The organism is Desulfobacter curvatus DSM 3379, from assembly GCF_000373985.1.
GTDB lineage: Bacteria > Desulfobacterota > Desulfobacteria > Desulfobacterales > Desulfobacteraceae > Desulfobacter > Desulfobacter curvatus.
This window is the reverse complement of sequence record NZ_KB893080.1, coordinates 1-17,110: the sequence shown is the minus strand read 5'-3', so window position 1 is coordinate 17,110 and position 17,110 is coordinate 1. Positions and strand designations below refer to the sequence as shown.

Here is a 17,110-nt window from a genome sequence, read left to right as displayed (position 1 = left end):
AATATTACCACGATCGGGTTGCCGCAAGCGTTACAGCACAATATGCGTGGTGAAACATAATCACGCTTCATGATTTATTGTCAACATATAATGCCGGTTAGCCCTCAGTCAAAGCCAGGAGTATGAATAATTGTCCGTGTTCAAATATCATATGTTTATATTTGCATCTGAAATTGAGCCCGGCAGCCATGTTGGCTGCCGGGCTTTGTAATGTCTTAGAATAGCAAGACTTTCTAATGATCCAGGTTAGAAGAGTTTTGTGTACTTTCCATATCCCTCCTGGGCCAGTTTGTCTTTGGGGATGAATTTCAAGGCCCCGGAATTGATGCAGTACCGAAGGCCCGTGGGCGCCGGACCATCGTCAAACACATGGCCCAGATGGGAATCGGCAATCTTGCTTCTAACCTCGGTGCGGGTCATGAACAAGCTTCTGTCTGTCTTTTCAACGATATGCGCAGATTCCAGGGGCCTGGTGAAACTGGGCCAACCTGTTCCTGACTTGAACTTGTCCGTTGAGGAGAACAGGGGTTCGCCGGATACGATATCCACGTAAATCCCCTCTTTTTTATTGTCCCAGAATTCGTTCCGGAAGGGGGGCTCTGTGCCTTCATGCTGGGTAATTTTATACTGCATGGGGGTCAGCATTTTTTTGATGTCGGCATCTGCGGGCCGAGTCCACACGGAAATTTTGTCCTCTTTCATGCTTTCTATGGTGTCCATCTTCTTATCCATTTTTTTATCCGTCTCCTTATCCATGGGGACCGGTTTCATCCCATCTTTTTTCATGTGTTTGTTTTTCCAAGTCTCTTCGAGGAACTGGTCCCGACCGGAATTCCACCGGTAGTACTTGTAGCGAAGAGGGCTTTTTTTATAGTAGTCCTGATGGTACGCCTCGGCAGGATAGAAAATTTCAAACTTCGAAATTCGGGTAACAACAGGGTGGTTAAAAACCTTGGCGGCTTCCAGGGCTTTTTTGGAAGCTGTGGCCTCCATTTTTTGCCTGTCGGTGTGATAAAAAATTTCAGATCGGTACTGGTTTCCCCGGTCCACAAACTGACCGCCGGCATCCGTGGGATCGATATGGCGCCAGAAATAATCCAGAAGCGCTTTATAGGTCACAACCTCCGGGTCGAAATAGACCTGAATGGCCTCGGTATGGCCTGTGCCGCCCATGGAAACCTCTTTATATGATGGAGAGGCTTTATGACCGCCGGTGTATCCTGAAATCACCTTTTGGACGCCCTTGACCTTTTCAAAGTCCGCCTCCGTGCACCAGAAACAGCCTCCGGCAAAGGTGGCAATTTCGGTTTTTATATCGTCCATCCTGTCTTTTGACTTCTCTTGTTCAATGGAATCGTCTTTCATCTGCCCCTCCATGCCGGCAAAAGCATAGAATCCAAGGGCGATGATCAAGGTGGTAAGGGTTAGAATAACCAGTTTGGGTTTCATGGCAGATCTCCTTTCTAAGGGTTTTGGTTTTCCTTACCCTTAATGTTAGAAAGATAAGATCACAAATAGATCGGTCAAATATCACAAGTTTATCACAAAACTGAACCATGGCGCTTTTACCCCTTGGCGACAGGATTACTATCGCAGTAAATAGAGAAGAAACCACACTACATATCAAAAAGAAAATTGCATCTGAGCAGGAAGATGTATTATGTTGGGGAAACGAAGTTAATTTCAGGACATTTTTTTCAACTGCTCAAAAAGGATCAAAAAATGCGTAAAATTATTGTGTTATTATCTTTTGTATGCCTGCTCTTTGTTTCTTCATGTGGGTATGATTCCGACAACTCTAAAAATCTTCTAATTATCGTAACAACGGATGATCCGGTTACACAGTTAATGTCAATGGTACTGGCTGACCAGTCCATGAAAAAAGGGGCAACTGTGGATATTCTTTTGTGTGGGAGCGCCGGCTCATTGGTTATCAAAGATTCTGCGGAGGTGTTTTTAAAACCCCAGAATAAGTCTCCTCAGATGATGCTGAAAAATCTGATCCGAAACCATGTCAATGTAAAACTGTGCCCAATATATTTGGCGAACTCAGAAAAAAGTGTTCCGGATTTGATAGATGGGGTATCGATTGCCAAGCCTGCCCAGGTAGCGGATAAACTTCTTCGGGATGATACTAAGATATTAAGTTATTAAGGATGGGCATTGCCACGGTTTAAGTAATCTATGTTCTGATTCTGCCTTTTGCAGAAAAAATCATGGAAAAGTACACAGTTTCTCCATTGAATAGGGGTACCCATGGGATAGGAGCCCGGTATTAATCTTTATCGGGGCGGCTCCCACGGGGGCAGAGAAAAGGAGAAACAGCTGCCTTTGCCCGGTTGGCTTTCAACCTGAATCTTACGGCCGTGGAGCTTTAGAATCCTTGCGGTAATGGCGAGGCCCAGGCCGGTATGTCCCTCTTTTTTCCTGCTGAACGGATCGGACTGGTAGAAGCGGTTGAAAATATGGGGCAGCTCTCGTTCAGGGATGCCGGTGCCTGTGTCACTGACTCGGATCGCTACCTCGGTCTCCAGGGACACCGACACTAAGACCCTGCCATTTACCGGGGTATAGTTCAGGGCGTTCTCAATGAGGTTTTCCAGGGCTCTTTCGATCAGGGCGATGTCCGCCTCAACAAAGGGAACAGCCGTTTCGAACCGTTGGCTCAGTTCAATCTCTTTTTGTTCAGCGGCAAGGGTAAATTTCTGACAGATATCCTGAATCAGCTCTCTGGGATCGAAGGGTTCCGGAGAAATCTCCATGCGGACAGATTCCAGGCGGGCCAGTTCAAGCAGTTCCGAGACCAGGGTGTTGAGACGGCGGCAGTGACGGATGGCGATATCAAGATAGTGACGCCGTTCTTCCCCGGAGTATTGGTTATCCTTGATGAGCAGGGTTTCTATATACCCCTGCAGGGTGGCCAGGGGGGTGCGCAGGTCATGGGAAACATTGGCCACCAATTCCCGCCGCATCTGGTCAGAAGCTTTCAGCTCCCCCATCTGGGTCTCGATCCGGGCGGCCATCTCCCTGAAGGTGGTGCCCAGCCGGTCAATTTCATCGGGCGGGCCCTGGCGCACAGGCAGGTCAACTTCAGTCCCTGCCGTTCCGCCTTCAAACGCCTCCATGACCAGGGCAAGTTTTTTCAGCCGCCCGGTGAGAAGGCCGAAGAGGACCAGTCCCGCTGCCAGGGCAAAGAGCAGGCCGGCCGCGATCATCCAGGCCGAAAGCCTGAGGATATAGCTGCTTTTGAGTTTCTGGGCGACAGAATCGTATTCCGCTCCTCCCAAAATGACATAGAGGTAGCCTTCAAGGGTGCCGTTTTGCTCAATGGGCGCAGCTGAAAAAACTTTTTTCCCGGTGGGATTTTTGGGGTCATCCCCCTGAACCGGCGGCGTCAACGTGCCGTCCAACCATTGCTTTACAGTGGAGATATTCACTTTGCTGCGCTTGACGCTGTCCTCGGGAGCGGAAAAGGTCAGGATATTCCCATCAACGTCAAGCAGGTAGATCTCAATACCGGGGTTGATGACCATGAGCATATGGAAAATATCCCTGAGCGCTTCCTGGTTCACCCGGCCCGCTTCCATAAGAATCCGATCTTTGACGATCTGCCGGGCAAGGCCCGCGTTCAGCTTCTGGTTCACCTCCTGCTGGTACATGTCCGTGGCAAAGCCGGCTACACCGATAAAGATCAGGCCCACCAAGAGAAAAAGCGCGGCCAAACCAGCGGCAATTTTGGAATACAGAGAGTTAAACATCGGCCTCGTCCGTCTCCATGAATTTATACCCGACCCCCCAGACGGTCAAGATATACTGGGGATTGGCCGGATCTGCTTCGACTTTGGCCCGCAGGCGGTTGATATTGGAGTTGACGGTATGGTCGTAGCCGTCGTGTCCGTATCCCCAGACATTTTCCAGAAGCTGGGACCGGTTAAACACCCGGCCCGGATGGCGGGCAAAAAAGGAGAGAAGATCGTACTCCTTTGCAGTAAGGTCCACAAGCCTCCCTGCGACGGTGACCTTGCGCTTTTCGGGATCAATAACCAGCCCTCCTGCCCGGATGACAGGTTCCAAGTCAGTCTCTTTCATGGCGGAGAGGTTTTCCATGCGCCGGAATACGGCTTTGATCCGGGCAACCAGTTCCCGGATGGAAAAGGGCTTGGTAATATAATCATCCGCCCCGAGTTCAAGGCCAAGGATTCTATCGATCTCGGAAGACTTGGAGGTCAGCATGAGCACCGGAATGACCAGGCCCCTGCCCCGGATACTTTTTAGAATCTCGATGCCGTCCATGCCCGGCAGCATAATGTCCAGCACGATGAGGTCGTACCCGCCGCCTGCCGCTTTCTTATATCCGGTCAAGCCGTCACGGGCCAGATCCACCTGCCAGGACTGGTCACCGAGATGAAGGAGAAGAAGGTCGGAAAGCTCTGCATTGTCCTCAACCACAAGAATTTTTTTCTGCATGGGAACTCCTTTCGGTTCAGGTGCTACGCGATAAAAACCTTGTTGTATAGTCCGGACCTTTAATGATCTGTCTCAATCATAGCGGCCCTTGCAGGAGCCAGTCAAATGAAAACAATCTTGTGACGGTTTTGTGATACTTTTATGAGGTTTGGGGCCTAAAGTTGGGATAAGCAAACCCCAAAAGAGGAGGTTCCATGATTCCTAATCTTAAAACAGCATTTACGGCATCGCGGCTACATGCTATTTTTTTTAAATGAATAAAAGCATCTTTAAAATCCTCATTCTTGGAATATTTATCCTGGGCGTTATTCTTTTTTTCTCATTGGACCTTCACCGGCAGTTGACCTTTGAGACCCTTAAATCCCAACAGGCTGCTATGGAAAATGTGTATGCCGAAAACACAACTTTGACCATCGTCGTCTATGCAGCGCTCTATATCGTTATCACCGCCCTGTCTCTTCCGGGGGCAGCAGTGATGACCCTGGCAGGCGGTGCCGTGTTCGGGTTTTGGACAGGCACAATCATTGTCTCCTTTGCCAGCACCATCGGTGCAACCCTGGCCTTTCTTGCATCACGATTCTTGTTAAGGGACTATATCCAGGATCGATTTTTTGACCGGCTAAAAAAGATAAATGAGGGTGTTGAAACCGACGGGCCCTTTTATCTTTTCACCCTTCGCCTGGTACCGGTGTTTCCTTTTTTTATCATCAACCTTTTAATGGGTCTGACCCCAATTAAAACGGGCACATTCTACATCGTAAGCCAGGTGGGCATGTTCCCCGGGACCCTTGCTTACATCAATGCCGGCACCCAGCTATCCCAGGTGGATACCCCATCCGGGATTCTTTCCTTCCCGTTGCTTGCCTCCTTTGCCCTTTTGGGCGTTTTTCCCTGGATCGCAAAGGCGTTCACCGGCTTTTTGAAAAACCGGCGGGCTATGGCAAAATTTTCCAAACCTTTAAAATTTGACTACAATCTGGTGGTTATCGGTGCCGGTTCCGCAGGCCTTGTCACCTCCTACATAGCAGCGGCGGTTAAGGCGGGTGTGGCATTGGTGGAAAAGGACAAAATGGGGGGAGATTGCCTGAATACCGGATGTGTACCCAGCAAGGCCTTGCTGCGTTCGGCCAAAATGCTCTCCTATGCCAAAAGGGCCAAGGAATTTGGTTTTGAACGTACCCATGTTGACTTCCATTTTAAAACAGTCATGGAGCGGGTAGAAAAGGTCATCAAAAAAATAGAACCCCATGATTCTGTGGCGCGGTATACCCAACTCGGAGTTGACTGCATCCAGGGCGAGGCCCATATTATCTCCCCCTACGAAATTCAGGTAAACGGTAAACTCATCACCACCCGCAGCATTGTCGTGGCAACGGGTGCCCGTCCCAGGGTCCCGGCCATCCCCGGCCTCGACCAGGTGCCGTACGTCACCTCTGATACGGTCTGGTCTTTAAGGGATTTGCCCCAAAGGCTGGTGGTGCTGGGGGGCGGTCCCATCGGGTGCGAACTGAGTCAGGCCTTTGCCCGTTTGGGTGCTAAAGTTACTCTGGTGGGCCGGGCGCCCAGGATCATGGGCCGGGAGGATGAGGATGTGTCCGATTTTATCACAGAGACCTTTATTCAAGAAGGCATTGGGGTCCTCACCGGGCACACGACCAAAAAAATACGGGTGGACAATAACAACAACACCTTGATCTGCACCCGGAATTCCGATGGACAAGAGGTGACGGTTCAGTTTGACCTCCTTTTGGTTGCCGTGGGCCGTGTGGCCAACACCCAGGGGTTTGGACTGGAAAAACTGGGGGTGGCACTGAATTCTAATGGTACCATTAAAACCAATAAATGGCTGCAGACCACCATTCCCAATATTTATGCGGCCGGCGATGTTGCAGGCCCCTATCAATTCACCCATGTGGCTTCCCACCAGGCCTGGTATGCATCGGTAAACGCATTATTCGGTTCTTTTAAAAAGTTCACGGCAGACTACAGAGTGATCCCCTGGTGTACCTTTACCGATCCCGAAGTGGCCCGGGTGGGAATGAACGAAGCAGATTGTCTTGCCGCCGGCATTCCCTACGAGGTGACCCGCTACGGGATTGACGATCTGGACCGGGCCATTGCCGACTCCGAAGCCCGGGGATTTGCCAAGGTGCTGACCGTTCCCCAAAAGGACAAAATCCTGGGAGCAACTATTGTAGGGGCCCATGCCGGTGACTTAATCCATGAATTTATTTTGGCCATGAAATACAATATCGGACTCAATAAAATCCTGGGCACCATTCATATTTACCCGACCCTGGCCGAGTCCGGCCGATATACTGCAGGCGCCTGGAAAAGAGCCAGGGTGCCGAAAACCGCTCTGGGGATCGTTGAACGATTTCTAACCTGGCAGCGCAAATAGATTATTTTTACACCTTGATATTTGTACAATCACAATGGGGGTACACTTGAACACCGATCAGTATCATAGCTGGATCAGACTTGAACATGACAACACAGCGGTATATATCAACCCCGAATCTGTGGACTGGGTCGTCCCCAGTGCCGCAGGAGACCGGCTGTTTCAAAAGCTTATGTCTTCCAAAAATCAGAACGGGGAGGCTGCGTTTGCACCCGGTTATACGGATTTTAGCGCCATCATCCGTGAATCCCAGTTTCTATCCTTATTGAAGTCACCGGATACTGCAGATTACACAGGCCGTGCCCATGCATTAACCCTTAAATCGTTAAAAGAATTCTGGCTGCATATCACTGATCAGTGCAATCTTGCCTGCCGCCACTGTCTTTTTTCCTGTTCAGCCAAAACAAGCCGGACCATGGATTTTGACATGATCGCCTCCACGGTCTTCCAGGCTTACGGCCTGGGCACCCGAATTTTTTATTTAACCGGTGGAGAACCACTGGTTCACCCCGATTTCCAGAAAGTTTGCCGCCTAATTCTAAATGACTACCCCGACACCATGCTCGTGATTTTAACCAACGGAATACGGATACCGGACTACCTGGATTTTTTCAACACCTTGCCGTGTGAGCGCCTGTTTCTCCAGGTCAGCCTGGATGGTCTTGAGGAGGCCAACGACCGATTAAGGGGTACCGGGGCCTTTGCCCGAACAGCCGCCGCCCTTGGTGCGCTGAAAGGATCGAATATTATCACCACCCTGTCCATGGTGGTGCACCCGGATAATTTTCATCAGATGACCAAGATGGTCGAACTTGCGGTAGAGTTTTCGGTTAACGCCATCCATTACATGTGGCTTTTAACCACGGGCCGGGCCTCGACCCAGCCGGCGGTCCCCATGGATGAGCTGTTCAACTATTTGATTGAGGCCCATGATCTGACTAAAGCCCACGACCTGTCCATTGATAATATCACCAACCTGGCTGCCAGGGTCTTTTCCACCCCCGGCACCAAATACGACCTGGGCAATGCCGGATGGGAGTCGCTGGCATTGGACCCCGACGGCATGATCTATCCCACTCCGGCCCTGATCGGACGTAAAGAGACGGCGTGCGGCCATATTTCCCAGGGTCTGGAGACGATCTGGCGCAACAGTGACGTTCTTGGGACCCTGCGAAGTTTATCGGTGAAAGATGATCCCGCCTATGGGGACAATCCTTTAAAATACATTGTGGGCGGCCCGGACATCGATCACAGTTTCCATACAGGCGGATCTTACCTGGGCCATGACCCCTATCTGCCCTTGTATAGCCGCTTGGCATTGTGGTTAATGGTTCAATCGGCCCAGATTACCCGAGAAGCACCCTGGCCCCAAATCCGGCGTAAAATGGGAGAGAAGTTGCTGCACTGTGAAAAGGAGGGGGAATGCGTGGCCCTGACCCATTCCAATTGCGTACTCACCCTGGCCGATACCCATGGCGTCGTGGGACAGTTTTATTCGGCTGCCGCACAACAGGAAAATACGGACATCACCAATCCGGTCTGCTATCCCGATGCGGAAATGTCCCATATTCCCAAATTCGCCAGGATTCGCTCTTATGGATGCGGAAGCCCGGTCCTGGACGCAGGCATATCCATGGGTGACACCGTGGTTGACCTTGGATGCGGCGCAGGCGTAGAGTGTTACATTGCCGCCCGGAAAACAGGTCCTTCGGGACAGGTCATCGGAATTGACATGCTGGATCACATGCTGGATCTGGCCCGAAAACCCCTTGGAGATGTGGCCCAAAACCTGGGCTACCGCAATGTCTCCTTTAGAAAAGGGTTTCTTGAGCAACTGCCCCTGGCGGATAAAACCGTGGACCTGGTCATCTCCAACTGCGTTATCAACCTCTCCCAGGACAAACGGCAGACCTTTTCTGAGATTTTTCGGATACTTGCCCCTGGCGGGCGGATTTTTATTTCTGATGTGGTCACTGATGATCCCTGCCCTCCTGAAATCCAGAATGATGCCGTGCTTCGTGGGGCGTGTCTGTCAGGGGCCCTTGTTCAGCCCCAGCTTATGAGCATCCTGGAATCGGCCGGATTCAGCCGAATCAGGGTGGTGAAACGTTTCTTTTACAAAGAAGTGTTGAAGCACAGATTTTATGCCGTCACCTATACGGCCTTTCGGCCCAAGCCTGCGGAAAAATCCATGGTTTTTTACCCGGGTCCCCATGCCGCGGTGGTGACTGACGACGGACAGCTGCTTTTACGCGGGCAATCGTCGGAATCCAGCCGCCCCGGTGACGCCCGGGAAGATACGACGATTTTCGAGCTGGATCACATGGGCAATGTATCCAACATCGAAGCCGTTAACACCTGCAGCTGCGAGCTGCCTCCCACTCCTGTGGACGAGAATGCCGCCACTTCAAGCCAAGAGGCTTCTTTGAAAACAGATACAAAATTTCAGCAGGACTGCATGCTGTGCGGCCAACCACTTGTCTATCTGGAAGAACAAAGGCAGGAAAGCTGTGTCTTCTGCGGCAATATATACCCTGCCAACGCCGTATGCGAACAAGGACATTTTGTTTGCGACCTCTGCCATGGAAAAGATATCTTGGATGTGGTCAAACATATCTGCACCCATACCGATGCAACAGATATGATTGATCTGATCAATCAGCTTCGCAGCCATCCGTCATTTCCCCTCCATGGCCCCGAGCATCATTTTGCAGTGCCCGGCGTCATCACCGCCGTGTTCAAAAATCTGGGCGGGGACATCTCAAACAGCGACATTATCACGGCCATTGATCGGGGAAGAGCCGTTCCAGGCGGTGTCTGCGCCTTCTGGGGGACCTGTGGCGCTGCTGTGGGTGCAGGGATTGCCTTTGGGGTTATTTTGAAAAGCACCCCGTTAAAACCCAAGGCCAGGCAGATCGTCCAGCAGGTGTCCGAAACCGTTATACACGACCTGAACGGGATTGAAGCGGCCCGCTGCTGCCAGCGGGAGGTCTGGACAACATTTAAAACCGTGGCTCGGCTGTCCGAAGTTTATCTGCCCCTGGTCCTCAGGGCCTATGGAGAGGTACAATGCCGGCAACAGGGTAAAAACAGGGAATGCATCCGGGAAGCATGCCCCTATTTTAAGGTGTAAAAATGACAAAAAACAACGCTGTCATCATTTTCATCAAATCCCCTGAAAAAGGCCGTGTCAAGACGCGGCTGGCAAAGGGTGTGGGAGACACAGCCGCCCTGGCGTTATACCGTTGCTTTGTGATGGACGTTCTGGATATGGTTCGATCAACCCCCTGGGCCTTACGGGTGTACTACCATCCGGAAAACGCCTTTGGCCGTATCAGGTCTTGGCTGGGAGACGATTTGGATTTTTTCCCCCAAAAGGGCGCCACCCTGGGAGACAAAATGGAAAATGCCCTTGCCGACACCTTTACCGCCGGGTATGAAAGCGCTGTTCTCATCGGGTCTGATTTACCGGATCTGCCGTCTCATATAATTGACACGGCCTTTAAGAGCCTGGGCCAGTGCAGTGCGGCCATCGGCCCAAGCCAAGATGGCGGATATTATCTGATCGGGTTCTCTGCCAAAAGATTTATCCCCCAAATATTCCATGGTATCCCCTGGGGAACTAGTCAGGTATTTGATCTGACACTGAACAAATTTATGGACTATCAAGTTTCACACTATACTTTGCCCGTGTGGCAGGACATTGATACCCAAAAAGATTTGAGCTTTCTCAACCTTGATCCGGCCGGCAAAACGGCCGTACACACAACCGGGTACCTCTTAAAACAGGGACTGAAGCTTTGAGTCGGCGAAAACAGATCAACGTCAGGTGCCTCAATCCATTGAGACCCGTGATCTCCATTATTATACCGGTATACGGCGAAGCGGATCGCATTAACCGGACCATTGCCGACCTTAAATCATCGGCATCGCAACTGTTGTGGGCCACAGAAATTATTGTGGTGGATGGGGACCCGGGAAAACGCACCCTTAAAGCGATCAAAGACCCGGATGTTATCAAAACAGCATCGCCAGCGGGCCGGGGCGCGCAGATGAACCATGGGGCCAGAACCGCAACCGCAGATCTGCTGCTGTTTCTCCATGCAGATACCGTTCTGCCTGCAAATGCGGTTGAAACAATTCTCCACGTCTGCCGGGGCAAGGGTGTCGCCGCCGGCGCATTTGATCTGGCCATTGGTGCGTCCCATCCAGGTTTTCGCATCATCGAAAAAGGAGCGACTCTGCGTTCCCGGATCACCCGCATCCCTTTTGGAGATCAGGCCATATTCGTTAAAGCGAAATGCTTTTGGGCACTGGGCGGGTATAAATCGATTGCACTGATGGAAGATGTGGACATCATGCTCAGACTCAGAAAAAAGGGGTATAAAATTCACTTCATTTCAGATCCGGTGGTTACCTCGGCCCGGCGCTGGAAAAAGGAAGGCATGATATATACGACCCTCCGCAACTGGATGCTTCAACTGCTCTTTTATATCGGGGTCAGCCCTGAAAAATTAAAAGCGTACTATCACTAAAAAAAATACCAGAAAACATGAGGATGCTTATGCCCAAAAAAGAAAATCTGTCTGTCTGGATCACCGGTTTAGTGGAACGTTTCCTATCCGAATCCCCTCTTAACAATTTGCAAAACAAAGACAATTCCCCTGCCTGGGATGAGGCGTTGGTCGGATTCGCCTCAGGGGCAGATCCCATCTTTCAGGAATACAAGGAGTATGTTGGCCCTTTTCACTGGACTCCATTGGAGATTTATAATCAATATCACCCCAAAAGCTTAGCCACACCGGAGGAACTTACGGTTATATCCTGGGTTTTACCCCAACGCAAAGCTGTCCGGGATATGAATCGAAAAGCAAAAAAATTCCCCGCCGAGAGCTGGGCAAGGGTTCGCATTGAAGGCGAAAATTTCAATGCCGCTCTTAGAACGCATGTTGCCAAGACGCTGACCGATGAGGGCTATCCTGCAGTCGCGCCAATGCTGACGCCTAATTGGGCTTGGGTGAATTCTAAGAATTACGGATATGCTTCATCATGGTCGGAACGTCATGCAGCCTATGCTGCGGGCCTTGGTACGTTTGGACTTTGCGATGGCCTGATTACTCCCAAAGGTAAAGCGATGAGAGTCGGGTCTGTGGTGGCAAAAATAAAAATTGAGCCTTCGGTCAGATACTATAACCATCACCGCGCCTGGTGTCTTTTCTTTGTTGATGGTTCCTGCGGAAAATGTATTGACCGCTGCCCGGTTCGAGCGCTTACAACTTCCGGGCACGACAAGGAAACCTGCCGTCAACACCTAATAGCTTCCAGTGAGTATGTCAAAAAAACATATAACTATGAAGGTTACGGCTGCGGTCTCTGCCAAGTTGGCGTACCTTGTGAGACCCGCATACCAGTAAGAAAGGCTCGGGAAGCCTATGAGAAGGGGGAACTTCCGCCACCTCCCCCTCCCCTCGCCTGAGTATGCAAAGGATGTTGTGACTATAATTAAAGATCCTCACATAGCAGTGATGATTTCTCCATAAAGGAGAGTATAAATCTGCTGTGAAAATCAAGAAAGGAAATGTGGAAAATGGTGATAGATACTGGAAAAAAAAAATACACTTATTGGCATAAAATTCTGGAAAGTACCTATCCTGAATGGTCAATCGGAAATATTATCGGTCTGAATAAAAAAGAAAGCAGACTAAATCTTTTTGATGATAAAAATCAAGATAATATTAAAAAATTTCCTGTGAAGCTGGAGTACTTCGGTAGGACCGAGGCTGAATCAGATATCAAAAAACAACAAAGACAACTGTTTGAACTATGCAAAGAAAAAGACATAGAGCCTACAGAAGAGCTGAAAAGAGCAGCAAAAGAAAAAGGATGGCTGTGAACAATTCTGAGAAAAAATATGATAGCTGTTTTTCTTCCGAACCAGTATCGACCCTGACAGCATATGATAGTGGCAAGGGATTCCAAACATGCCCCCGATGCCCATGAATTCTGCAGTAAGGAAACCGGTAGCTGGCCCCATTCGGCGCTGCTGTACAATATTGAAAAGGAGAATTAAACAGAAGCTGTTTGGCGTAAGCGATTGATATCCCGTAAGGGAGGAGCGCCGAACAGACGGCTGTATTCCCGGCTGAACTGGGAGGCACTTTCATAACCGACCTCAAATGTTGCTGTCATGGCATCCATATTTTCCGTTAACATCAACCGCCGGGCCTCATTCAATCGTAACCGTTTTTGAAATTGCAGCGGAGTCATTGAGGTCATTACCTTAAAGTGGTTGTGAAATGCTGATTTGCTCATACCGGCGCTGGCTGCCAGTTCGTTTACACGAAGGGGGCGGGTATAATTATTTTTCAGCCAGGATATGGCCCGTGAAATTTGATGGCTGTGGCTTCCTGAAGCCGCTATTTGCTGAAGACGGGGCCCTTGATCCGATGTGAGCAGGCGAAAAAAAATTTCCCGCTTGATCAGCGGTGCAAGGACTTTTATATTTTCTTCTTCCGCCAGAAGATCAATCAGGCGTTGAAACGTCTCAAGCAGGGGCAGTGAAAGCCGGCCCACAGCCATACCTTTTTGCGCCTGTCCGGAGCGGCTCACCGGAAGGCCGCTGTCTACGGTAAGTTGGGAGACTTCTTTTAAATCAATTTCCAATATCACCCCCAGATAGGGTTTTTCACTGCTCGCCTCAATGATGTTGGCCACAACCGGCAAATCTACGGATGTTATGAGAAAATGGGTTGCGTCATACACGTAGGCATCTTCTCCCAGCAGGACCCGTTTGCTCCCTTGGGCGATCAGGCAGATGCTTGATTCAAGTGTATAGCTTGTCGGTTCTGTCGGAGTCGTCCACCGACTTAGCCGGAGGCCTGGAATTTTTGTATCCACCTGGTTTTCATCCCCTGTCCACCGGGCAAGACTTTTTGCCAGTGCCAGGGATGCATCCGATATTTTTTCCTGCATCTCCACCGAATTTACATTATTTTCATCCATTGCCACCTTCCTTGTTCTTGATTCTTTAAATCCTAACACAGCCGTATTTTGCCCACAAATACTTTGTTGGAACGTATATATTATTGGGCAATGTGTGCCACATCAACCTTCCGGACTTCTGGTATCAACCGCACGGCATACCTTATGAATTCTTTTGACCAACCGGATGGTTACCAAGAATATATATTAAAATGCAATGATGCGTTTTTACAATTTTTCCCTCTTGGACTCAACAATGAATTCAAGGTTTTGGACAAACAGGCAATTATTAGAAACGATCAGGCTATTCACTCTTCTTTAGGGTGGTGTATCCTTAACCATAAATTCAAAACAGGTATGGATCGAATCATTCCCTTTAGAACTGGTATGCGGCCCTGAGGTAGCGACAAATGCCAAAGGTGTCCTTGAACAGGTTTTGAATACCGACGCAAAGTAAAACACAAAAAACATTTTTTCGAAACAAGACTATATTTTTATTAGGAGGCAATATGAACGCATCAAACGAAAACAGCAAAACTTCAATCCCGTCACAGACAGACATCCCTTTTACCGGGGAAGGTATTTTTCCAAAAGGCGGCAAAAACGAGGCTTATGCCCGCTATTTCACAGGGACCAGTTATCTTAACATGCTCTCCCTGGAACGGGTTGTCATCGGCAACGTTACCTTTGAGCCGGGCTGCCGAAACTTCTGGCATATTCACCACAAAGGGGGACAGGTCCTTCTGGTAACCGGCGGACGCGGCTGGTACCAGGAAGAGGGAAAACCGGCCAGAGAACTACGCGCCGGAGATGTGGTCAATATTCCGCCTGAAACCAAGCACTGGCACGGTGCGGCAAAGGACAGTTGGTTCGCCCATGTAGCGGTGGAAGTCCCGGCCGAAGGCGCCTCCAACGAATGGCTGGAGCCGGTTTCAGACGAAGAATACGATAAATTAGGAGATTGCTATGTGGGATAAAATTTTTCCAAAAAGCGACAAGGTTATTGTAGAAAAAGTTTCTTACCGTAACAGGTTCGGCATCAGCGTGTCTGCGGACCTATATCTGCCCGGCAATATTGATCTTTCACAAAAAATACCCGGCACTGGTTGTGGGAACCCCCTACGGCGGAGTCAAGGAGCAGGGTGCAGGTCTCTATGCCCAGACCATGGCCGAAAGGGGCTTTGTAGCCATTGCATTTGACGAATCCTATAACGGCACCAGCGGCGGTGAACCCCGGCGCACATCATCCCCTGAAATTTTCACTGAAGATTTCAGTGCAGGCGTAGACTTTCTGGGCACCCGGCCCTATGTGGACAGAAACAGAATCGGGGCCATCGGCATCTGCGGCAGCGGCGGTTTTTCACTTAAGGCTGCCCAGGTGGATCAACGCATTAAAGCCGTTGCAACGGCAAGCATGTATGACATGAGCCGGGTCACCCGCAACGGCTGGATGGACGGTATGGCCGATGAAGAGCGCCGCCAGGCGCTGGTTACACTTGGTGAACAGCGGTGGAAAGATTTTGAAAACGGCCTGCCTGAAATTCCGGCAGGATTCCCCAGCACACCCCAGGAGACAATTCCCGAAGACCTGGACCCCATTACGAGTGAATTTTTTGAATTCTATGCCATGAAACGGGGGCATCACCCCAATGCACCGGCCGCCTTTACCGTCACCAGCGGCATGGCCTTTATGAACTTCCCCCTCCTGAACTACATTGAGACAATTTCTCCCAGGCCAGTTCTGTTCATTATCGGAGAAAATGCCCACTCCCGGTATTTTTCCGAAGATGCCTACGAGCATGCCGCAGAACCCAAGGAGCTTTATGTCGTTCCCGGTGCAAGACACATTGATCTGTATGACCGCACCGATATGATCCCCTTTGATAAACTGACAGACTTTTTTACCAAAGCACTGGGTTAAAGTGAATACTATGAGCAAAAAAATACTTTTAATTTCGGCAAGCCCGAGAAAGGGCGGGAACTCGGATCTTCTTTGTGATGAATTCATGCGGGGGGCCGCAGAAGCGGGCCACCAGGCAGAAAAGATCCGGTTGTCAGAACAGCAGATTAACTACTGTACGGGTTGCTGCGCCTGTATCAGCAACCAGGGAAGCTGCGTTCAGCAGGATGACATGAACGACATTTTCAAAAAAATCCTGGCCGCAGATGTTTTGGTTTTGGCCACCCCGGTCTATTTTCACGCGATGAATGCCCAGATGAAGACCTTTATCGACAGGACCTGTCCAATATATTCCATGATCAGGGACAAGGAAGTCTATTACATTGTTGCTGCTGCAGGCGGGCAGATGCCCGTGGACAGAGCGGTCAAGAGCCTGCAGGTTTATACCAACTGCCTGGCCGGCACCCAAGAGAAAGGCGTCATCTCTGTCACCGGGATCTGGGACCCCGGTCTTGTCAAAGGCACCCCGGCCATTGATCAGGCGTATACCATGGGGAAAAATGCATAACCTGACAAAATGTTTTTTGTGTTCCGATTTCGGAAAGACAACGAAAAACAGTGTGGAGAAACAGACGGTCTTTGGGGCCGACACCCGGAAAATCTTTAAAGGGCCCCAGGAATTATTTACCGGAGAAGTTCAGTTATCCTTACTGTTTCCACCCAATGAAACGGCCCAATATTCAGGTGCACACTGCACCTTCCAGCCCAGAGCAAGAACAGCGTGGCACATTCACCCTGCAGGACAGTACATGATTGTGACCTCAGGTGTCGGCCGCACCGGAACGCGGTATGGTAAAATTTTAGAAATCAAGGCGGGCGATGTAATCTGGTGTCCGCCCGACACCGAACACTGGCACGGTGCCTCTCCGGATGCGCCCATGGCACTCCTGCTCATTACCGGTGTATTTGAGTGCAAAAATGTCATCTATAAAGAAAAAGTGACCAACGAACAATATCTTGGAAGATCAGGAACTGCCTCAGTCGGACAACTACCGTCTGAGTAACAATGAAAACGGAATTCAGGAGATTAAAAAAATGTCAGGAAAGGGAACCATGAGAGTGAATGTTATAGCAAACGGCAAAATAACCGTGTTTGAACTGAACGGCAGTGCTGCGGCCAAAGATCTATATGCCCAGCTGCCTTTAACACGACAGCGACATATAAAATTATAGACGGAGTCTTTTTTATCTGATACACTTCCGGCCTACATGAAGAACTGTGGAGGAAGCTGTGAAGATCAATTTTGATATCTTGGAGAATAAAAATCTATTCATTGGGTCATTGAAAGAATTGCCATCGG

17 protein-coding genes are annotated in these 17,110 nt (G+C 49.9%); 13 read left to right on the top strand and 4 right to left on the bottom strand.

The window, feature by feature from the left end:
• Positions 1 to 246: 246 nt before the first annotated feature.
• Positions 247 to 1,449 carry a peptide-methionine (R)-S-oxide reductase MsrB gene (gene msrB / locus B147_RS33575; protein WP_020588744.1) on the bottom strand — a complete coding sequence of 401 codons (1,203 nt, stop codon included), beginning with the start codon at positions 1,447 to 1,449 and terminating at the stop codon, positions 247 to 249.
• Positions 1,450 to 1,722: 273 nt separating this feature from the next.
• Between msrB and B147_RS0118735 the strand changes: the two genes are divergently transcribed.
• Positions 1,723 to 2,154, top strand: coding sequence for a DsrE family protein (locus tag B147_RS0118735; RefSeq protein WP_026259731.1), 432 nt, complete (start codon positions 1,723 to 1,725; stop codon positions 2,152 to 2,154).
• A 128-nt stretch (positions 2,155 to 2,282) separates the two neighbouring features.
• On the opposite strand, the gene B147_RS0118730 is transcribed toward B147_RS0118735, so the two are convergent.
• Both B147_RS0118730 and B147_RS0118725 read right to left on the bottom strand, forming a co-directional pair.
• Positions 2,283 to 3,758 carry a sensor histidine kinase gene (locus B147_RS0118730; protein ID WP_020588742.1) on the bottom strand — a complete coding sequence of 492 codons (1,476 nt, stop codon included), beginning with the start codon at positions 3,756 to 3,758 and terminating at the stop codon, positions 2,283 to 2,285.
• Positions 3,751 to 4,467, bottom strand: coding sequence for a response regulator transcription factor (locus tag B147_RS0118725; RefSeq protein ID WP_020588741.1), 717 nt, complete (start codon positions 4,465 to 4,467; stop codon positions 3,751 to 3,753). Before B147_RS0118725 ends, B147_RS0118730 begins: the two co-directional genes overlap by 8 nt.
• 253 nt (positions 4,468 to 4,720) lie before the next feature.
• Between B147_RS0118725 and B147_RS0118720 the strand changes: the two genes are divergently transcribed.
• The 6 genes from B147_RS0118720 to B147_RS0118695 all read left to right on the top strand — a co-directional run bounded on the left by B147_RS0118720 (position 4,721) and on the right by B147_RS0118695 (position 12,761).
• The gene (locus B147_RS0118720; RefSeq protein WP_020588740.1) at positions 4,721 to 6,868 is read left to right on the top strand and encodes an FAD-dependent oxidoreductase; all 2,148 of its coding nucleotides are present in this window, start codon (positions 4,721 to 4,723) and stop codon (positions 6,866 to 6,868) included.
• A gap of 46 nt (positions 6,869 to 6,914) precedes the next feature.
• Positions 6,915 to 10,001, top strand: coding sequence for a radical SAM protein (locus tag B147_RS0118715; RefSeq protein ID WP_020588739.1), 3,087 nt, complete (start codon positions 6,915 to 6,917; stop codon positions 9,999 to 10,001).
• Between the two features lie 2 nt (positions 10,002 to 10,003).
• Positions 10,004 to 10,672 carry a TIGR04282 family arsenosugar biosynthesis glycosyltransferase gene (locus tag B147_RS0118710; RefSeq protein ID WP_020588738.1) on the top strand — a complete coding sequence of 223 codons (669 nt, stop codon included), beginning with the start codon at positions 10,004 to 10,006 and terminating at the stop codon, positions 10,670 to 10,672.
• A complete protein-coding gene (locus tag B147_RS0118705) occupies positions 10,669 to 11,403 on the top strand; it encodes a TIGR04283 family arsenosugar biosynthesis glycosyltransferase (RefSeq protein WP_245569056.1) in 735 nt (244 codons plus the stop codon). The genes B147_RS0118710 and B147_RS0118705 overlap by 4 nt, the downstream gene beginning before the upstream one ends.
• A 29-nt stretch (positions 11,404 to 11,432) precedes the next feature.
• The gene (locus tag B147_RS0118700) at positions 11,433 to 12,344 is read left to right on the top strand and encodes a hypothetical protein (protein ID WP_020588736.1); all 912 of its coding nucleotides are present in this window, start codon (positions 11,433 to 11,435) and stop codon (positions 12,342 to 12,344) included.
• Positions 12,345 to 12,455: 111 nt separating this feature from the next.
• Positions 12,456 to 12,761: a hypothetical protein gene (locus tag B147_RS0118695; protein WP_157237957.1), complete on the top strand. Its 306-nt coding sequence runs from the start codon at positions 12,456 to 12,458 to the stop codon at positions 12,759 to 12,761.
• Between the two features lie 173 nt (positions 12,762 to 12,934).
• Here the strand turns inward: B147_RS0118695 and B147_RS0118685 are convergent, their stop codons facing one another.
• Positions 12,935 to 13,870, bottom strand: a complete 936-nt coding sequence (locus tag B147_RS0118685; protein WP_020588733.1) for an AraC family transcriptional regulator — start codon at positions 13,868 to 13,870, stop codon at positions 12,935 to 12,937.
• 144 nt (positions 13,871 to 14,014) lie between these two features.
• Here B147_RS0118685 and B147_RS0118680 point away from each other — a divergent pair, with 144 nt between their 5' ends.
• From B147_RS0118680 to B147_RS31860, 6 genes are all read left to right on the top strand, one after another.
• The gene (locus B147_RS0118680; protein WP_020588732.1) at positions 14,015 to 14,248 is read left to right on the top strand and encodes a hypothetical protein; all 234 of its coding nucleotides are present in this window, start codon (positions 14,015 to 14,017) and stop codon (positions 14,246 to 14,248) included.
• A gap of 110 nt (positions 14,249 to 14,358) precedes the next feature.
• Positions 14,359 to 14,826, top strand: coding sequence for a cupin domain-containing protein (locus B147_RS0118675; RefSeq protein WP_020588731.1), 468 nt, complete (start codon positions 14,359 to 14,361; stop codon positions 14,824 to 14,826).
• 98 nt (positions 14,827 to 14,924) lie between these two features.
• Positions 14,925 to 15,770 carry an alpha/beta hydrolase gene (locus B147_RS29780; RefSeq protein WP_020588730.1) on the top strand — a complete coding sequence of 282 codons (846 nt, stop codon included), beginning with the start codon at positions 14,925 to 14,927 and terminating at the stop codon, positions 15,768 to 15,770.
• Positions 15,771 to 15,780: 10 nt separating this feature from the next.
• Positions 15,781 to 16,317 (top strand): flavodoxin family protein, encoded by a 537-nt coding sequence (locus B147_RS0118665; RefSeq protein WP_020588729.1) that lies wholly within the window; start codon positions 15,781 to 15,783, stop codon positions 16,315 to 16,317.
• Positions 16,310 to 16,813 (top strand): cupin domain-containing protein, encoded by a 504-nt coding sequence (locus tag B147_RS0118660; RefSeq protein WP_020588728.1) that lies wholly within the window; start codon positions 16,310 to 16,312, stop codon positions 16,811 to 16,813. Before B147_RS0118665 ends, B147_RS0118660 begins: the two co-directional genes overlap by 8 nt.
• 31 nt (positions 16,814 to 16,844) lie before the next feature.
• Positions 16,845 to 16,982 (top strand): hypothetical protein, encoded by a 138-nt coding sequence (locus B147_RS31860; RefSeq protein ID WP_020588727.1) that lies wholly within the window; start codon positions 16,845 to 16,847, stop codon positions 16,980 to 16,982.
• Positions 16,983 to 17,110 lie beyond the last annotated feature (128 nt).